Annotated in this window: 19 protein-coding genes and 2 tRNA genes; 11 read left to right on the forward strand and 10 right to left on the reverse strand. The window is 70.3% G+C overall.

Features of this window, described 5'->3' with window-relative positions; translation table 11 throughout:
• The first annotated feature begins 37 nt into the window (after positions 1-37).
• Positions 38-844: a protein-L-isoaspartate O-methyltransferase family protein gene (locus C471_RS11595; RefSeq protein WP_004049232.1), complete on the forward strand. Its 807-nt coding sequence runs from the start codon at positions 38-40 to the stop codon at positions 842-844.
• On the opposite strand, the gene C471_RS11600 is transcribed toward C471_RS11595, so the two are convergent.
• On the reverse strand, positions 841-1,320 hold the full coding sequence (locus C471_RS11600) for a DUF7382 domain-containing protein (protein ID WP_004049234.1): 480 nt from the start codon (positions 1,318-1,320) through the stop codon (positions 841-843). The genes C471_RS11595 and C471_RS11600 overlap by 4 nt on opposite strands.
• A gap of 102 nt (positions 1,321-1,422) precedes the next feature.
• On the opposite strand from C471_RS11600, the gene C471_RS11605 reads away from it, so the two are divergent.
• From C471_RS11605 to C471_RS11625, 5 genes are all read left to right on the forward strand, one after another.
• The gene (locus tag C471_RS11605; protein WP_004049235.1) at positions 1,423-2,769 is read left to right on the forward strand and encodes an FAD-dependent oxidoreductase; all 1,347 of its coding nucleotides are present in this window, start codon (positions 1,423-1,425) and stop codon (positions 2,767-2,769) included.
• 88 nt (positions 2,770-2,857) lie between these two features.
• Positions 2,858-4,051, forward strand: a complete 1,194-nt coding sequence (locus C471_RS11610) for an ATP-binding protein (RefSeq protein WP_004049237.1) — start codon at positions 2,858-2,860, stop codon at positions 4,049-4,051.
• Between the two features lie 19 nt (positions 4,052-4,070).
• Positions 4,071-4,418 (forward strand): fluoride efflux transporter FluC, encoded by a 348-nt coding sequence (locus C471_RS11615; protein ID WP_004049239.1) that lies wholly within the window; start codon positions 4,071-4,073, stop codon positions 4,416-4,418.
• A complete protein-coding gene (locus tag C471_RS11620) occupies positions 4,415-4,771 on the forward strand; it encodes a fluoride efflux transporter FluC (RefSeq protein ID WP_004049241.1) in 357 nt (118 codons plus the stop codon). Before C471_RS11615 ends, C471_RS11620 begins: the two co-directional genes overlap by 4 nt.
• A 52-nt stretch (positions 4,772-4,823) precedes the next feature.
• Positions 4,824-5,168, forward strand: a complete 345-nt coding sequence (locus C471_RS11625) for a hypothetical protein (protein WP_004049242.1) — start codon at positions 4,824-4,826, stop codon at positions 5,166-5,168.
• A 42-nt stretch (positions 5,169-5,210) separates the two neighbouring features.
• Here the strand turns inward: C471_RS11625 and cca are convergent, their stop codons facing one another.
• The gene (cca, locus tag C471_RS11630; protein ID WP_049909342.1) at positions 5,211-6,599 is read right to left on the reverse strand and encodes a CCA tRNA nucleotidyltransferase; all 1,389 of its coding nucleotides are present in this window, start codon (positions 6,597-6,599) and stop codon (positions 5,211-5,213) included.
• A 173-nt stretch (positions 6,600-6,772) separates the two neighbouring features.
• Between cca and C471_RS11635 the strand changes: the two genes are divergently transcribed.
• Together C471_RS11635 and C471_RS11640 are read left to right on the forward strand one after the other, a co-directional pair.
• Positions 6,773-6,845: transfer RNA gene (locus tag C471_RS11635), tRNA-Asn, on the forward strand.
• A 135-nt stretch (positions 6,846-6,980) separates the two neighbouring features.
• A tRNA-Ile gene (locus tag C471_RS11640) sits at positions 6,981-7,055 on the forward strand.
• 4 nt (positions 7,056-7,059) lie between these two features.
• Here C471_RS11640 and C471_RS11645 read toward each other — a convergent pair.
• Positions 7,060-7,923, reverse strand: a complete 864-nt coding sequence (locus tag C471_RS11645; RefSeq protein ID WP_004049251.1) for a TIGR01548 family HAD-type hydrolase — start codon at positions 7,921-7,923, stop codon at positions 7,060-7,062.
• A gap of 74 nt (positions 7,924-7,997) precedes the next feature.
• Entirely contained in the window at positions 7,998-8,525 is a 528-nt protein-coding gene (locus C471_RS11650; protein WP_004049252.1) for a UPF0146 family protein, read from the reverse strand.
• Positions 8,526-8,564: 39 nt separating this feature from the next.
• On the opposite strand from C471_RS11650, the gene C471_RS11655 reads away from it, so the two are divergent.
• From C471_RS11655 to ygfZ, 3 genes are all read left to right on the forward strand, one after another.
• On the forward strand, positions 8,565-9,086 hold the full coding sequence (locus C471_RS11655) for an archaemetzincin family Zn-dependent metalloprotease (protein ID WP_004049254.1): 522 nt from the start codon (positions 8,565-8,567) through the stop codon (positions 9,084-9,086).
• 70 nt (positions 9,087-9,156) lie between these two features.
• Entirely contained in the window at positions 9,157-9,456 is a 300-nt protein-coding gene (locus tag C471_RS11660; RefSeq protein ID WP_004049257.1) for a DUF6432 family protein, read from the forward strand.
• Positions 9,457-9,548: 92 nt separating this feature from the next.
• The gene (ygfZ, locus tag C471_RS11665) at positions 9,549-10,706 is read left to right on the forward strand and encodes a CAF17-like 4Fe-4S cluster assembly/insertion protein YgfZ (protein WP_004049263.1); all 1,158 of its coding nucleotides are present in this window, start codon (positions 9,549-9,551) and stop codon (positions 10,704-10,706) included.
• 19 nt (positions 10,707-10,725) lie between these two features.
• On the opposite strand, the gene C471_RS11670 is transcribed toward ygfZ, so the two are convergent.
• The 6 genes from C471_RS11670 to C471_RS11690 form a co-directional block, all read right to left on the reverse strand.
• Complete coding sequence (locus C471_RS11670) at positions 10,726-11,901, reverse strand: inorganic phosphate transporter (protein ID WP_004049264.1); 1,176 nt, start codon at positions 11,899-11,901, stop codon at positions 10,726-10,728.
• Between the two features lies 1 nt (position 11,902).
• Complete coding sequence (locus tag C471_RS18245) at positions 11,903-12,031, reverse strand: DUF7859 family protein (RefSeq protein ID WP_004049266.1); 129 nt, start codon at positions 12,029-12,031, stop codon at positions 11,903-11,905.
• Positions 12,032-12,402: 371 nt separating this feature from the next.
• Complete coding sequence (locus tag C471_RS11675) at positions 12,403-12,918, reverse strand: metallophosphoesterase (protein ID WP_004049268.1); 516 nt, start codon at positions 12,916-12,918, stop codon at positions 12,403-12,405.
• Positions 12,919-13,006: 88 nt separating this feature from the next.
• The gene (locus tag C471_RS11680) at positions 13,007-13,993 is read right to left on the reverse strand and encodes a replication factor C small subunit (RefSeq protein ID WP_004049270.1); all 987 of its coding nucleotides are present in this window, start codon (positions 13,991-13,993) and stop codon (positions 13,007-13,009) included.
• Between the two features lie 104 nt (positions 13,994-14,097).
• A complete protein-coding gene (locus tag C471_RS11685; protein WP_193366122.1) occupies positions 14,098-14,352 on the reverse strand; it encodes a hypothetical protein in 255 nt (84 codons plus the stop codon).
• Between the two features lie 52 nt (positions 14,353-14,404).
• A complete protein-coding gene (locus tag C471_RS11690; protein WP_004049272.1) occupies positions 14,405-15,328 on the reverse strand; it encodes a DUF5995 family protein in 924 nt (307 codons plus the stop codon).
• Between the last annotated feature and the right edge of the window lie 71 nt (positions 15,329-15,399).

Genomic DNA, 15,399 nt, shown 5'->3' on the forward strand with positions numbered 1-15,399 from the left:
GCGAGCGCTTTTAGAGGACCGAGCACCGAGTCCGACTATGGACGAGGCGTCGCTTCGGGCCGACATGATCGAGGGGCTCGAACACCAGATCGGCGAGACGCTGGACGAGCCCGTGCTCGCGGCGCTCCAGCGCGTCTCCCGGGATCCGTTCGTCGACGACAGCCCGACTGCGGCAGGGGGCGACGCTGGCCGAGAACGGGGGAGCGCTGGGAACGGGGATCGATCGCTGGCTCCCGAGACGGTCGTTCGGCTACTCTCAGCGCTCGACGCCGACGAGGGTGACGAAGTGCTCGTCGTGGGCGCGGGTGTCGGCTATTCTGTCGCGCTGCTCGCCGAGATGGCCGGCGCGAGGCACGTCCACGCGGTCGACATCGATCGCGAGGCAGTCGCGGTCGCCCGCTCGAACCTCTCGACGGCCGGATACGACGCCGTCCTCGTCGACCGACGCGACGGGGCGAACGGGCTCCCCGAGTACGCCCCGTACGACCGGATACTCCTCGAAGCCGGGGTCGTCGAGCCGCCGCGCGCGCTCCGCGAGCAGCTGGCCGAGGGAGGCCGGATCGTCTACCCCCGCGGGACGGCGGTCCAGACGATCGCCGCGATCGAACCCGACTCGGAGCGGGGTGCGTCCGACGGCTCGGCCGACGACGATGACGCCCCGCCGGGATTCCGGACCGTCGAGACGGCCGGTCCGGCGCGGCTCCAGCCGATGCTCGTCGACGGCGAGCAGCGCGGCGTCGAACGGAACCGAACGCGCCGAGAGGACGCTGAGCGCGCCGATATGGGTCACTTCGCGCGTCACGGCTGGGAGCAGGACTGGATCGACTGGGACGACCGGCTCTAATTCTCCGCGACGACCAGCACCTCCGTGTTCCCGCGCTCGTCGACGTAGTCGCCTTCAGCCGGCGGTTTCACTTCGACGGTGAGAGTGCCGTCCGGCTGGTTCGGTCCGAGCTCCGGGTCGACGTCGACCGTCGCGACCCCGTCGGAGTCGGTCGTTCCGGTGGCGACGCCGTCTATCTGTGCCGATCCGCTTCGCACGATCACGGTCGCGTCGGCGACCCGGGAGCCGTCCGGATCGACGACGGCCACGTCGAGCGACTGCTCGCCCGGCGTGGTAACTTCCGGCTGCGGCTGCGCGTCGAGCTCCGTCGCCGACAGCCCTTCGATGTCGCCGATCATCCCCATCATCACGCTGAGGCTCGCGACGCCGACGACGAGCGCGATGACCAGCCTGACCGGAAGCCCCTCGATCGCCCGGCGGTCCGCGCGAAACGATCGGTCGTTCGCGGTGCGTCCGTCCCGTTTCGAGTGCGTCATATCGTCGGTGGCCGCGGTATCACTGATAAAGGGTCGGACTCCGGAGCCGGACCGACCCTAACGTACAAAACGTCTTGTCTCACACACACGACGTGACCGGGGATGGTACTCGATTCAACCGCTGCGTACGCCGAAACAGCGGTCGGTACCGTCGGTTCACACGCCGCCGTCGTCGGGGGGAGCATGGCCGGGTTGCTGGCCGCCCGTGTGCTCGCCGACGGGTACGATCGAGTCACGCTCGTCGAACGAGATCCGATGCCGGACGGATCCGTCGTCCGCCGAGGCGTCCCGCAGGCGAGTCACGTCCACGTGATGCTTGAGCCGGCCCGCGTGATTCTCGAAGACCTGTTCGACGGCTACCAGTCGGAGCTGCGGGCCGCGGGCGGGCTCGTCATCGACGCCTGTCGGGAGTTGGAGTACTACGACAACGGTGGCGTGCTAACGCCCGCGGAGCCCGAGATGCTGATGCCCTGCGCGAGCCGGCCGCTGTTCGAGCGGGTCGCCCGGCAGCGGGTCGCCGCGGCGACCGGGATCACGGTCCGTGACGAGTGTCACGTCACGGAGTACGAGACGAGCGCCGACGCGGACGCGGTCGAAGGGCTCTCGATCAGGCGGGCGGACGGAGGCGAGGAGACGCTCGAAGCCGACCTCGTCGTCGACGCGACGGGGCGCGCGTCCAAGACGCCGATGTGGCTCGCGGAGCACGGGTATCGAAAGCCGCGAACGGAACGGGCCGAGGTCGATCTCGCGTACGGAACGGTGACTGTCGACCGGCCGAGCGAGGATACGTCGGCGTATCTGTGTGCCCCGTCCGCGCCGAACACGCGCGGCGGGACGGCGATCCCGATAGAGGGCGATCGCTGGCTGGTAACCCTGTTCGGCATGCACGGTGACCATCCGCCGACCGACCGGTCGGGGTTTCTCGCGTTCGCCGACGCGCTGCCGTTCGATCGCCTCGCGGGCCTGCTCCGGGAGCGAGAGTGGACGAGCGACGAGATCGAGCGGTATCCGTTCGCGGCGAGTCAGTGGCGCCGGTACGACGAGCTCGACCGGTTTCCCGACGGGCTGGTCGTGACCGGCGACGCGATCGCGAGTTTCAATCCGATCTACGGGCAGGGAATGTCCGCCGCCGCGCTCGACGCGCTACAACTTCACCACACCATTGCGAACGGAACGGAGAACATCGGGTCACGCTTCTTTCGTCGGGCGGCCGACCACCTCGATGTCGTGTGGCAGACGGCGGTGGGCGCCGACTTCGAGTTCGAGGAGACGACGGGAACGAAGCCGACCGGAGCCGGACTGTTCAACCGCTACGTGGATCGAGTGACTGCGACGGCACACACCGACGCCACCGTCGCCGAGGCGTTCTATCGCGTCCTCCGACTCGAACGCGAGCCGACAACCCTGTTCCGTCCGCGGATCGCCGCCCGAGTCCTCTGGCCGTCGTAACTCTCCGTCGCGTTTCGGCACAGGGCAGCGGGACGAGCGCCTCCGCGCTCGCCCCACGTTTTTGTGCGATACCGCGGCCACCGCGGCTATGCACGTGCTCGGACGCGACTCCGATTCGGACGACGGGGCCAGCCCCGACGGGGGCATCTCCCCCCGCACGAACGGTGAGGGCGACTGCGAGACCGACGGCGAACTCCCCCCGACCGTCCGGATCGGGTCGTTCCTCGCGCGCGACGGCAGCGCCGGCGCCGCGGTCGGCGTCGACGCCGACGGCCCGCACGCCGGCGTGGTCTTCGGGAAGCGGGGAACCGGAAAGTCGTACACGCTCGGCGTCCTCGCGGAGGGGCTCGGGATGGCCCGCGGCGTCGCGCCGGTCGTGGTCGACCCGATGGGCGTCTTCGGCGGGCTCCGGGCTGCCGGCGGGCGGGTCGTCGAGCCGCGAGTCCGACCGGCGGCGATCCCCCCGAAGGCGTGGCCGGACCTACTTGGCCTCGACCCGGCGAGCGGGCCGGGAAGCCTGGTGTGGCGCGTCGTGGCCGACGCTCGCGACGACTCGGACCCCCTCGCGTCCGGAGACGATTCGGAGGGGTCGGACGGGTCGCCCTCGCTCGCGGCGCTCCGCGACCGAGTCGCGGACGCGGACGCGCCCGCGGCGGACCGTCGCGCGGCCGCGAACCACCTTCGTCTCGCCGAGTCGTGGGGCGTGTTCGGCGCGGACGCGCCGCCGGTCAGACGGTTCGTCGCAGACGGGGACCCGACCGTGCTCGATCTCGCTGGAACGCCCGAGGCGGCCGCGGGCGCGGTCGTCAGGGCGGTCGCCCGCGGGCTCTACGACGCCCGGATCGACGGTGAGATCGACCGGCTCCCGTGGCTGCTCGTCGACGAGGCGCACGCCTTCTTCGACGGCGTGGCCGACCCCGCGCTCCGGACGCTGCTGACGCGCGGCCGAGCGCCCGGCGTCTCGTTGGTCTGCGCGACGCAGCGCCCCGGCGCGCTGCCGAGTGTCGCCGTCTCGCAGTCGGATCTCCTCGTTGCCCACCGGCTCACGGCCGAACGCGACCTCGACCGGCTCGCCGAGGCCGAGGCGACCTACCTCGCCGGCGACCTCGCCTCGCGGCTCCCGACCGGGACCGGCGAGGCGCTCGTCGTCGACGACGCGACGGAGACGGCCCACACCGTTCGGATTCGCGAGCGGCGGACTCCGCACGGCGGCGGGAGCCCTCGGGCGAGCGAAACGGAGGCAGTCACGGGGGCCGCCGCGGAGTCCGAAGACCCAAGATAAGCGCCGGTGACGCCCCGGTATGGAACGGACGCCGCTGGGATTCTCACTCGTCGCGCTCGGCGGATTCGCCGGCGCCGTCGCCCGACACGGGATCGACGTCGCCGTCGGCGACGCGACCGGGGCCGGAACGCTCCTCGCGAACGTCCTCGGCTCCTTCGCGCTCGGCCTGCTGCTTACGCGCGCCGCGAGCCGTCGGACGCGACTGTTCGTCGGCACCGGCGCGCTTTCCTCGTTCACCACCTACAGCACCTTCGTCGGTGACGCCGTGTCGCTCGGGACGACGGCCGGCGCCGCGTACGTCGCCGCGAGCTACGCCGCCGGGTTCGGAGCCGCCACGGCCGGACTGCTCGTCGGGGGGAGACTGTGACCGACCCGCTGCTCGCGGCCGTTCTCGTGGGTCTCGGCGGTTCTGTCGGCGCAGTGGGGCGACACGCGGTCGGCCTCCGGGTCGAGGGCCGGCGCTCGGTCGTGGCCGTCAACGCGCTCGGGAGCCTCGCGCTCGGCGTCCTCCTCGCCGCGCCGATCGGCTCGGGAGCGATCCTTTTCGCCGCGGTCGGGTTCTGCGGCGCCTTCACGACCTTCTCGTCGTTCGCCGTCGAAACCGTCTCCGCCGCGGCCGACGGGGACAACCGGGCCGCCGTCGAATTCGCGGTCGCGAACCTGGCGGCCGCGCTGCCCGCGTTCCTCGTCGGCGCGGCGGTCGGGGGCGCGCTCTCCTGACCGGGGCTCGGGGAACGACAGGTACAGGCGCATTCGGACCGTACCGCCTCGCGTGACCGACGACGCTGAGGACCGAGCCGATGTCGGGGATCGGACCGACGCCGACGGATCCGCAGTCGACGTCTCGCCAGGCGATGCCCTTCCCGACCCTCCCGACGACCGCGACGTTCCGGTCGATTTCGGAGACCTCTCGCTCCCGCAACGCGCGTTCGTCGCGGCCGTCCAGAACCCCACTCGCGGGATCGTGATCGTCGGCCTGCTCGCGTTCGCGTTCTCGTTTTACGTCGCCTTCTGGCTGGTCTTCCCGCGAGTCGCGGCCTTCATGTCCGCGATCGGCGCCGCCCTGCTCGCGATCGTCGCTCTCGTGTACCTCGTCTCGGACCGGCGATCGCGGTAGGCCGTCCCCTCGGTCTCGGCTCTCACGTCTCCCCTGTGCGACTCACGGGTGCGGCTCGTAGAACTCCCTGAGCGGCACCCCGAACGCGGGCGCCAGCGTCGCCACCGCGTCGCCGACCAGTACGTCGCGCTCGGCGAACTCCCGTTCCACCTGCGCGCCGAGTGCCACGTCGCCGGCCGCCTCGCTTTCGAGGTATTCGCGGACCGTCGTGAACTCCCGCTCGCGCTCGACGACGTACCGGTCGCCGTCGATGAACGGACCGTAGGTCTCGGGGTCCACGTCGTCGGCGTACGACTCGTAGAAGCTCGCTGCGTGTTTCCGCACCGCGACCGGTGGCCCCTCGTGACGCGTGACGGCCGGCCGCTCTGCGACCTCCAGTTCGGCGTACAGCGCGGCGCGCTTGGCGCTGTCTCCGTCGGGGTCCCGATCGCTCCCGTCAGTCATCGCCCGCGCGCGGAGCACGTCGAAGCCGCGGCCGTTCAGCCCCCGAACGATCCCGTCGAGCGACCGCCGGAGCTGCGGCCACAGCTGGTCGTCGACCACGTCGGGCGCGTCGAACACGACCGCCGCCGGCGTCGTTTCCCGTCGGTCGAGGTGGTCGCGAACGCCGGCGGGATCGAGAGGGGCCGGATCCGCCGGTTCGAACAGCTCCTCGCTCGGCGCCGCGAGCAGCTCGCGGGCGTAGTGCTGGAACCGCGCGAGGTTCGCGGCCGAGAGGACGGCCGCGACGTTCCGCGTCGGGTCGGTCGGGTCGACTACTACGAGCGGGTCGTCGAAGGTCCGTTCGGCGTGGCCCTCCGAGTCGAACTCGACGGGCGGATGCCAGCTCCGCGCGGACTCCACCAGGGGGACGAACCCGCCGAGTTCCAAGACGAGCAGCTCGGTCAGATACCCCGAGAATCCCTCGGTGCGGAGGTCGCTGCCGTACGCGCCGATCCCCTTCAGAAACGCCTTCGCGAGCACCACGTCGCCGGCGAGATCGTCGTCCAGTCGCGCGGAGAGGTACGCGTCGTGAAACGGGGTGCGGTCGACGGCGGAGACGAGGTCGCCGGCGGTCTCCACGTCGTGACAGGGCACCAGGTCCACGTCGAACCCCTCGTGGGTGCCCTTCACGTAGGGGTGCTCGGCGTACTCTTCGTGGCCGTCCGGGAGGACCGCGTGGCCGACGGCGAGCCCGTACTCCTCCAGCTGTTCGCGGTCGAGATTGGCGTCGAACCGCACGAACAGATCGATGTCGCGGTCGCCGGAGACCCACGTGCCGCGGGCGGTCGATCCCACCTGCACCACGTCGGCGTCGACGGGGAGGTCGGCGATCGCCTCGCGCGTCCGGTCGGCGAGCTCGGTGGCGACCGCCCGCAGGTGCTCGCGCTCCGCGGGCTCGGGCACCACCCGGTCGCGAACGCGCGACAGCACCGCCTCGAGATCGTCCATGGAGTCGCATTCTCGCGGTCCGGCCGAAAACGTGTCGGTCACCGGGCGAACGAGATGCTCCGGGTCGCGATCGGGCGACGTCGAACCGATGAGAGCGGGGCGCGGTAACCGATCGCATCCGAGTCGGGCGGAAACGAAAGCCCTATCAAAACGAATCGAGTACCCTGAATCGAGCCGAAGTAGCTCAGTTGGTAGAGCGCCTCGCTGTTAACGAGGCGGTCCCAGGTTCGAGTCCTGGCTTCGGCGCCTCTTTCCGTTTCCTACATCTTGTAGCGTTGAATGTAGCTTCCGGCTTTTCGTCGTCGATTTCATCGCCGGTCCCGTCCGGCGATCACGTGAATTCGGTACGCTAAAGGGTTCGTCTCGTTTACCCCGAATCACGGGCCTTTAGCTTAGTCCGGTTAAAGCGACTCGCTCATAACGAGTTGATCGCCGGTTCGAATCCGGCAAGGCCCATCTTCTACTCCAACAGCTCGACGAGATCGTTCACGTCCCCGACGACCGCGTCCGCTCCGACCTCGGTGTACTTCCGTCGCCCCTCGTCACCGGTCAGCCCGCCGGTGAGGACGCCGATCCCGTAGTAGACGCGACTCGGGTCCTCGTCGTCGGCGTTGCGCGCGGTCCGCACGTCGTCGAGGGTGTCGCCGGCGAAGGCGACCCGGTCGGCGTCGAACCGCTCCGCGAGCTCGACGAGCGCCCGCGGGTGCGGCTTCCCCTCCTCCCAGTCGTCCATCGTGAACCGGTGTTCTTCGGGCACGTCGAGGCCGACGCGCTCCAGAGCGATCTCCGCCTCGGCGGCGGGCCGCCCCGTCAACACCCCCACGTCGAACCGCTCTGTGAGGTCGGCGACCGTCTCCGGATCGACCAGCGTGGGCTCGTCGTGGATGTACCCCGGCGCCGAAATCGGGGGCTCGCCGCCCTCTAGCTCGCGGTACAGCTCCTCACCGAGATACAGCGCCTGGAACGTCTCGCGGAGGCGGTCGGTGTCCCACTGGTCACGGACCCGCGCCTGCGCGACCCGGGGCAGGTCGCCGACGGCCTCCTTCGCCGCGTCGAGCCCGCCGCCGCCCTCGGCGACCCGGTCCGTGAACGTCTCCACGTCCATCCCGAGTCCCTCGCGGCGGGCCAGCACGTAGAGTGCGGCCGCGTTCGTCAGCTCCCAGTCGTTGTTGAACCCCCCGGCGTCCTTGAACGACTGGACCGCGTCGCGATCGATCGTCTTGTCACACCCCCGTTCGACGGACTCGATGATCGCCCGTCGGTAGGAGTCCGCCACGTCGACCAACACCCCGTCGATGTCGAGGACGACTGCGTCGACCTGCATACCCGTACGCCGGTAGGAGCGGGAAAGAACGTTCGGGTTCTCGTCGAATCGGCCGCCTCTCGGTCTCCGCCGGCTCACTCGGGAGCGATCGACCGCTCACCGAAGTCGTCGTCCCGAGCGACGTACAGCGCGGTCCCCCCGACGGAGCGACGCCGGACCGGGACGACCGGCTCTTCGAATCCGAGGGTAGTGAACACGCAGACGGCGTCGAGGCGGTCTGCGAGCCCGACGGTCGGTCGCTGGATCTCGGCCGGGAGGTTACACGCGTACACCGCGTCGATCGCGTCGATTTCGCCGATCGCGCCGACCGCGCCTCTATCGTCCGCGTCCCCGATCGGTCCGAGTTCGCTTTCACCCGTCCCCTTCGCGAGCGCGAGCACGTCCCCTCGACGGACGCGGAGCGAGCCGTCGCTCGCCTCGTCTCGGGTTGCCCGCGCAGCGGCACGCGTCCGATCGCCCGGATCGACGTCGACGGCGACGACCCGACAGCCGCGCTCCGCGAGCGCCTGCGCGACCGCCGGTCGGTCGCCGACGCCGATTTCCACGAGGCGATCGTGTTCCGCGAGTTCGTCGGTCAGTGCGCGTCGAGAGGGAGAGACCACGGCGCGGGCTTTATGATTGCGGCGGTCATAAGCGATTCCATGCTCGTGGACATCGTCCCAGTCGGGGAGGTCACCCCCCGCGTGAAACGCGAGGCCTCCGCCGCGCTCCGTTCGGTATACGACTGCGACGTGACCGTCCACGACGACCAGCCGATCCCCGGGACGGCCTACGACGAGGGCCGCGATCAGTACCGCGCCGAGGACCTCATCGAGACGGTCGGCCGCGTCGGCGGCGGCGACAAGAACATCGGGATCACCCCGCGCGACCTCTACTACCGCCGCCGGAACTACGTGTTCGGGCTTGCGTACCTCAACGGCAGCGGCTCCGTCATCTCGACGCACCGGCTCCGAACCTCCTCGGACGGGGGCGTCTCCACCAAGCCCGCGGTCGACGTGTTCGCCGACCGCGTCCGTAAGGAAGTGGTCCACGAGATCGGCCACACGCTCGGCTTGGAGCACTGCGACAACAGCAAGTGCGTCATGTCGTTCTCGCCGACCGTGCGCGAGGTCGACGTGAAAGAGGAGAACCTCTGCGGTTCCTGTTCGCGGCTCGTCCGGTAGGGGCTCCGTCGGCCGGCGACGGCTCGTCCCCGCCGGTAAACGTAAACCGCACCCTGTTCAACAACTGCGTATGGCCGCAAAGCCGGAGTACCGCGACCGGCCGGACGTCGAGGTCGCGCTGCTGGACGCGCTCGTCGACCGCGGCGACGACGGGATGACGGTGCTGGAGTTGCGCGCGGCCGTCGACGCCGACATCGACGCCGTCGAGGAGGCGCTCTCCGCGTTGAAGGAGGACTCGCTCATCACCGTCGAGAGCGAGGAGCGGGTGCGCGTGTACCCGCACGACCGCGTCGTTCCCGACCCCGAAGACCAGGTTGAAGCGGACTCGGAGACCCTCGTCGACGCCGTCCGCGACCGACTCGGACTGTAGCGATACGGCACGTTTACGAGGCCCGCGCGGAGCGGCCTCGCGTCCACACCGAAGCCAGCGACCTTTTGCCGCTCCCCCGACTCCCTACTGGTATGACTCTCGTCTCCGATACCCACGGCGCCCACGGCGCGGTGTACCGCGACCGCGGCGGTCGTCAGGTGGTCGACCACTACAGGAAGCCAGAGCGCGTCGGCAAGGCGGTCCGAAACGTCGTCGGCGCGATCGAGATGGGATACGGCGTGCTCGCCGTCACGGGCGAGGACCGCGTCGAGTTCATCGACAACGCCGTCTCCAATCGAGTCCCGGACGAGGACGGGCGAGGCGTGTACGCGCTCCTGCTCGATCCCCAGGGCGGCATCGAGACGGACATGTACGTGTACAACGCCGACGAGCGCCTGCTCGTCTTCCTCCCGCCCGAGCGCGCAGAGGCGGTCGCCGAGGACTGGGCGGAGAAGGTGTTCATCCAGGACGTGGCGATCGACGACATCTCCGACGAACTCGGTGTCTTCGGGGTCCACGGCCCCAAGTCGACCGAGAAGATCGCCTCGGTGCTCGGCGGGCCGGGCGCGCCCGAGGAGCCGCTCTCGTTCGTCCGCGGGTCGATGGTCGACGCCGGCGTCACCGTGATCGCGAGCGACGCGCCCCTCGGCGAGGAGGGGTACGAGGTCGTCTGCGCGGCCGAGGACTCGGAAGAGGTGCTCGACACCCTGCTCAACCGCGGGCTCAACGCGGCCCCGTTCGGCTACCGGACGTGGGACGCGCTCTCGCTCGAAGCCGGCACTCCCCTCTTCGAGTACGAGCTGGAGGGGACGGTGCCGAACGTCCTCGGGCTCCGCAACGCCTTGGACTTCGACAAGGGGTGTTACGTCGGCCAGGAGGTCGTCTCCCGCGTCGAGAACCAGGGCCGTCCGAGTCGGCGGCTCGTCGGGCTCGACCTCGACGGGCTCGCCGACGCGATCGCTGCGATCGACGGCGACGCAGACCCGGAGGGGTACGACGAGGTCCTTCCCTCCCCCGGCGCGGCCGTGTTCGACGGCGACGAGGCGGTCGGCGAGGTGACACGCGCGGCGGTCGGCCCCGCCGACGGTGACCCGATCGCGCTTGCGCTCGTCCGGTTCGACGCCGGCCTCGTCGACCCCGCCGTGCGCGTCGGCGGCGAGGAGGTCTCGGTGACGCGCGCCGACCTCCCCTTCCCGTCCGTCGAGGGGAGCGCGCAGTCGGCGCGGCTGCCGACGTACCCCGACGCCTGACGGATCGAGACGCGTCCCGCTACAGGACGAACTGCACGGCGGTGTACACGCCGAACCCGAGTCCCAGCGACCCGACGAGCGACGCGATCCACGCGAAGACGGTGTACCCCATCTTCGCCCGGCTCACGCCCGCGTCTCCCGCGGCGTAGCCGGCGCCGACGATGGCGGAGACGATGATCTCGTTGAACGAGACGGGGATCCCGAACGCGACGGCGGTCTGTGCGATCGCGAACGACGGGATGAGCGCCGAGATCGACCGCCGCGGCCCCATCGAGGCGTAGTCCTGCGAGATCGCCTTGATCATCCGCGGCGCGCCGGTCCACGACCCGACGAGCAGTCCCGCGCCGCCGCCGACGAGCAGCGCCCACAGCGGGACCCCCACGTCGCTGAAGATCGGGACGAGCGGACCGATCGCGAGTCCGACCTGCGAGCCGCCCGCGGAGAAGGCGACGAGCCCGCCCATCGCGAGGAGGAACCGTCGCTGGGCGCCCTCGCGATCGCGACCGAGGTCGGCGTACACCGCGAGGGCGACGATCGAGGCGAACGCGACCGTGACCAGGGGCGTGCCGATTTCGCCGACTCCGAGTCCGGGGGCGACCGCCTCCGACAGCGACGCCTGCTCGCCCGCCGGTCCGAGCAGCGCGAATCCGACGTTCGCGACGATCGCGCCGACCACCCCGGCGAGCGCGGCGGTGAGTGGTCGTTGCGGGATCTTCTCGCCGATGAGGCCGCGCGCGACGACGTAAGCGACGCCGCCGCCGACGAACGGGGTGAGCACCCACAGCGTGAGGATCTCGGAGTACTTCGGCCACGCCGGATCGCCGCCCATCGCGAGGCCGACGCCGACGACGGCGCCGGTGACGGTGAAGGCGGTCGCGATCGGGTAGCCGGCGAACACCCCGATCGCGACGAGCGCGGCCGCGGTGAGCAGCGCGACGATGGCCGCGCCGGCGGTGAGGGTGACGCCGCCGATCAGCTCGGTCCCCACCGCCTCCGTCACGTTCGCGCCCTGGAGGATCGCGCCCATCAGCCCCAACACGCCGACGATGAGGCCCGCGCGCATCACGGAGATGGCGTTGGCGCCGACCGCCGGGGCGAACGGCGTCGACCCGGAGGAACCGGCGCCGATCGACCACGCCATAAAGAGGCTGGCCGCGCCGGCGACGCCGAGGGTGGCGACGGTTACGACGGCCATGTTACCGCTGCCCGTCGTCGTACCCTTCGCGGAGCCCCGTCAGGGTGCGTCGGACAAGTAGGTACGCGAAGAAGAAGAACCCGAGCAAGACGAGAAGGATCACGACGAACAACGGTTCGACCGGGAGCATACACTCGAATCCGTCGGGACGGTGTTATGCGTTTCGGCAGCCGGATCGTCCGCCGATTCCGGTCGTCCGCCGGCCGTCGGGTTCGGCCGCCGTCTGTCGATGACTAAAACGCGCTTTTGTCCATAAGCTACCTATAAGCAATTACCGGCGTAAGATGTCGATGCGACCCCCCGCTTCGGCCCTCCCCCACGATCGGTCGCCGACCGGCGAGCCGCGACGGCACACGACGCCCGCGAGATCGGGTCTCCGCCTACTCTCCCCCTCCCTCTTCGCCGTCCCCGCCTCCCGGTCTGACCGACGCACGCGGGGCGTCGCGTTCGCCCGCCGAGCGCTCCCCCCCTTCGGCGGGCGTCACCTTCTCGACACCCGACTCAGGGCGCGATCCGGAACTCCTCGAAGATCTCACCGTCCGGCGTGACGAGCCGCCCGTTCAGCCCGGCCTCTTCGGCGATCGGCCCGAGCTCCGCGTGCGCCGGTCGGTTCCCGCGCGGCTGGGCGTGACTTCCGGGGTTCAGTATCGGGAGCGCACCGCTGTCGTCGAACCGAGGTCGGTGGCTGTGTCCGCAGATCACGGCGTCGGCGTCGCGCTCCCGGCCGAGCATCACGAGTCCGGTGTCGCCGTTGCGGTGTCGGTGGGTGACCGCGAATCGGACGCCCGCGTACTCCACCGTTCGCACTTCGGGGAGTCGGTCGCGGATCGCCGCGTCGGCGTTGTTGCCGTAGACGGCTCGGAGGCTCCGAGCGGCCGACTCGAACGCGTCGAGCACCGGCTCCCGGTAGAAGTCCCCGGCGTGAATGACGAGGTCGGCCTCGCGGACCGCCTCGGCGGTCCGGCCCTGTAGCTTCGTCTCCTCGCGCGAATGGGTGTCCGAGACGACGACGAGCATACCGTCGCTCGGCCGCGGGCGCTCTTAAAAAGCCCGACGGCGACGAATCAGCCCGGGGCGAGTCGGTCCGGCGACGCCGCGGAACCGCCTACGCCTCGTCCAGCGACAGCGACGCGAGCAGCGACTCCAACTGCACCTGCTCGTTCGCGCCCTCGGCGATCCGGTAGTCGGCCTCGCCGATCCGCTCCATCAGCGCGACCGCCTCGCGCTCGCTCAGGTCGAACTCCCAGACGGAGCGGTGGAGCTGGTCGATCACGTCGCCGCCGGCCATCCCCGTCTCGGTGAGAAGCGTATCGAGCGTCGCCCGCGCCCGCGAGAAGTCGCCCTCCAGCGCGTTCGTCACCATCGACTCGATCTCCTCGGGCCGCGCGGTCGCCGTGATCGCGTACACTGCCTCCTCGTCGACGACGTCGCCGGTCGTCGCCGCCGCCTGCAGCGAGTTGATCGCGCGGCGCATGTCGCCGTCCGCGGCGTACACCAAGGCGTCGACACCCTCGTCCGTCACCTCGATCCCCTCCGCGGCCGCGATCTCGCGGGTCTGCGCGGCGACGGCCTCGTCCGAGAGCGGCGAGAAGCGGAAGACGGCGCAGCGCGACTGGATCGGGTCGATGATCTTCGACGAGTAGTTACACGAGAGGATGAAGCGCGTGTTGTCGGAGAACTGCTCCATCGTGCGGCGTAATGCTGACTGAGCGTCATCGGTAAGCGAGTCAGCCTCGTCAAGAAACACGATCCGGAAGTCGCCGCCGAACGACGAGCGCGCGAACCCCTTGATCCGGTCGCGCACCACGTCGATGCCGCGCTGGTCTGAGGCGTTGAGTTCGAGGAAGTTCCCCCGCCAGTTGTCCTCGCCGTACACCTGCCGCGCGATGGCGGTGGCGGCGGTCGTCTTCCCGACGCCCGCCGGCCCGCTGAAGAGCAGGTGGGGGATGTCGTCCTGCTCGATGTAGCTCTGGAGCCGCTCGACGATCTCCTCCTGTCCGTGGATGTCGTCGAGCGACTGCGGCCGGTACTTCTCGATCCAGATCTCCCGGCCGGTCGCGGTCGCAGCCGTCTGCTCGTCGGCCTCGCTCATGGCGAATCGGAGGGTCGGCGGGGTGATAAACGCCCCGAGACCCGGCCGCGTCGGCGAGCGGAGGAGAGCAGAAGCGAGAAGGTTCGCGCCCCGACTCCCGGGTGTCAGTCGCTCCGCGAGAGCCGCTGGAGCTCGTAGGCGAACACCCAGATACCCATCAACACGCCGACGGGCAGGACCACCTCAGCGATCTCTCGCGAGATCGGCAGCTCCGCGACGTCGAAGAGCAGGTGCGTCGTCGTCGCGGCGAGCTGCGCGAACAGCTCGTACTCCGCGCGAATCGTGTTCGTTAGCATTGACCCGACCACGAGCATCACCATCGCGGCGACGCCATGGATCGTCCCCCGAATATGTGGCATAACCGTCAGATCCGCGACGACCCCCATAGGTGTTTCTCCCGCGGCGGTTCGCTTACAGGCGCCGTCGGACGGCTTCACAGAACGCATCCGCCGCGTCGACCTCGGCCTCCGCGTCCCGCAGGCGCGCGCTCGCGGCGGCGTCGACCTCGGGCGCGAGTACGACCCCCGCGGCGCCCGTCGCGACGGTCTCGGTCCGCCAGTCGACGTACGGCCCGCCGACCCACGCCGGGAGGTCGGCGCGCAACACGGCGTTTCGCCACGCGAACTCCCGGCTCCCTTTCAGTCCGAGCAGGGCCAACCGGTCGTCGAAGGGGTCGAGAAGCGTGTCGATCCCGGCGATTCCGACCGCGGCGTACGTCTCCACGAGGGCGTCTTGGACGGTCTGGACGAGCCGAGCCAGGATGGCGTTTATCCGGTCGTGGTCCTCCCGCTTCGCGTCGCGATCGGGATCGATCCCCACGTCGCCGAGCGTGTACGTGAGATCGTAGGTGATGTGCGCGTTGATACCCAGCAGGGCGTCCTGCGCGACGAGCGTCTCGCCGCGAGCCGCGGCGGCGAAGGCGATCAGCCACGGGCGCGGGAGCGACTCGAAGGCTCTGCGCTCGAACGCGACCAGCGCCCGGCGGTAGCGGTTCGCGAAGGCGACGAGATACGACGCGGCCCACTCGGGGTCGAGGAACGCGCCGTCGTCGATCGCGGTTCGAACGGCCCCAGTCATCCGACTGTACACCGTGAGAAACACCGCGCGCCGGTCGCCGCGCTCGCGGAGGTACGACTCGGTCCGGGACAGCCGCTCGTCGACGTCGGCGACGGACGCGAACGGCGTCGAAACGAGATCGAGCAGCGCCGCGTCCGGCTCGTCGTCGGCCAGTTCCGCGGCGACGGTGTCGGCCTCGACGTCGACGGTCCGGCGGACCCCGGCGAGCAGGGCTCTCGCTTCCTCGACGGTCGGGACGGCGGCGCGGATCGGGATCATCGTGAGCGACGGCGGGCGCCGTCGGATCGGCCGATACTCAGCCGGCACGGAAGAGCGTTGCTGCCGGAACG

The sequence above is a fragment of the Halorubrum saccharovorum DSM 1137 genome (genome assembly GCF_000337915.1).
Classification (GTDB): Archaea; Halobacteriota; Halobacteria; order Halobacteriales; family Haloferacaceae; genus Halorubrum; species Halorubrum saccharovorum.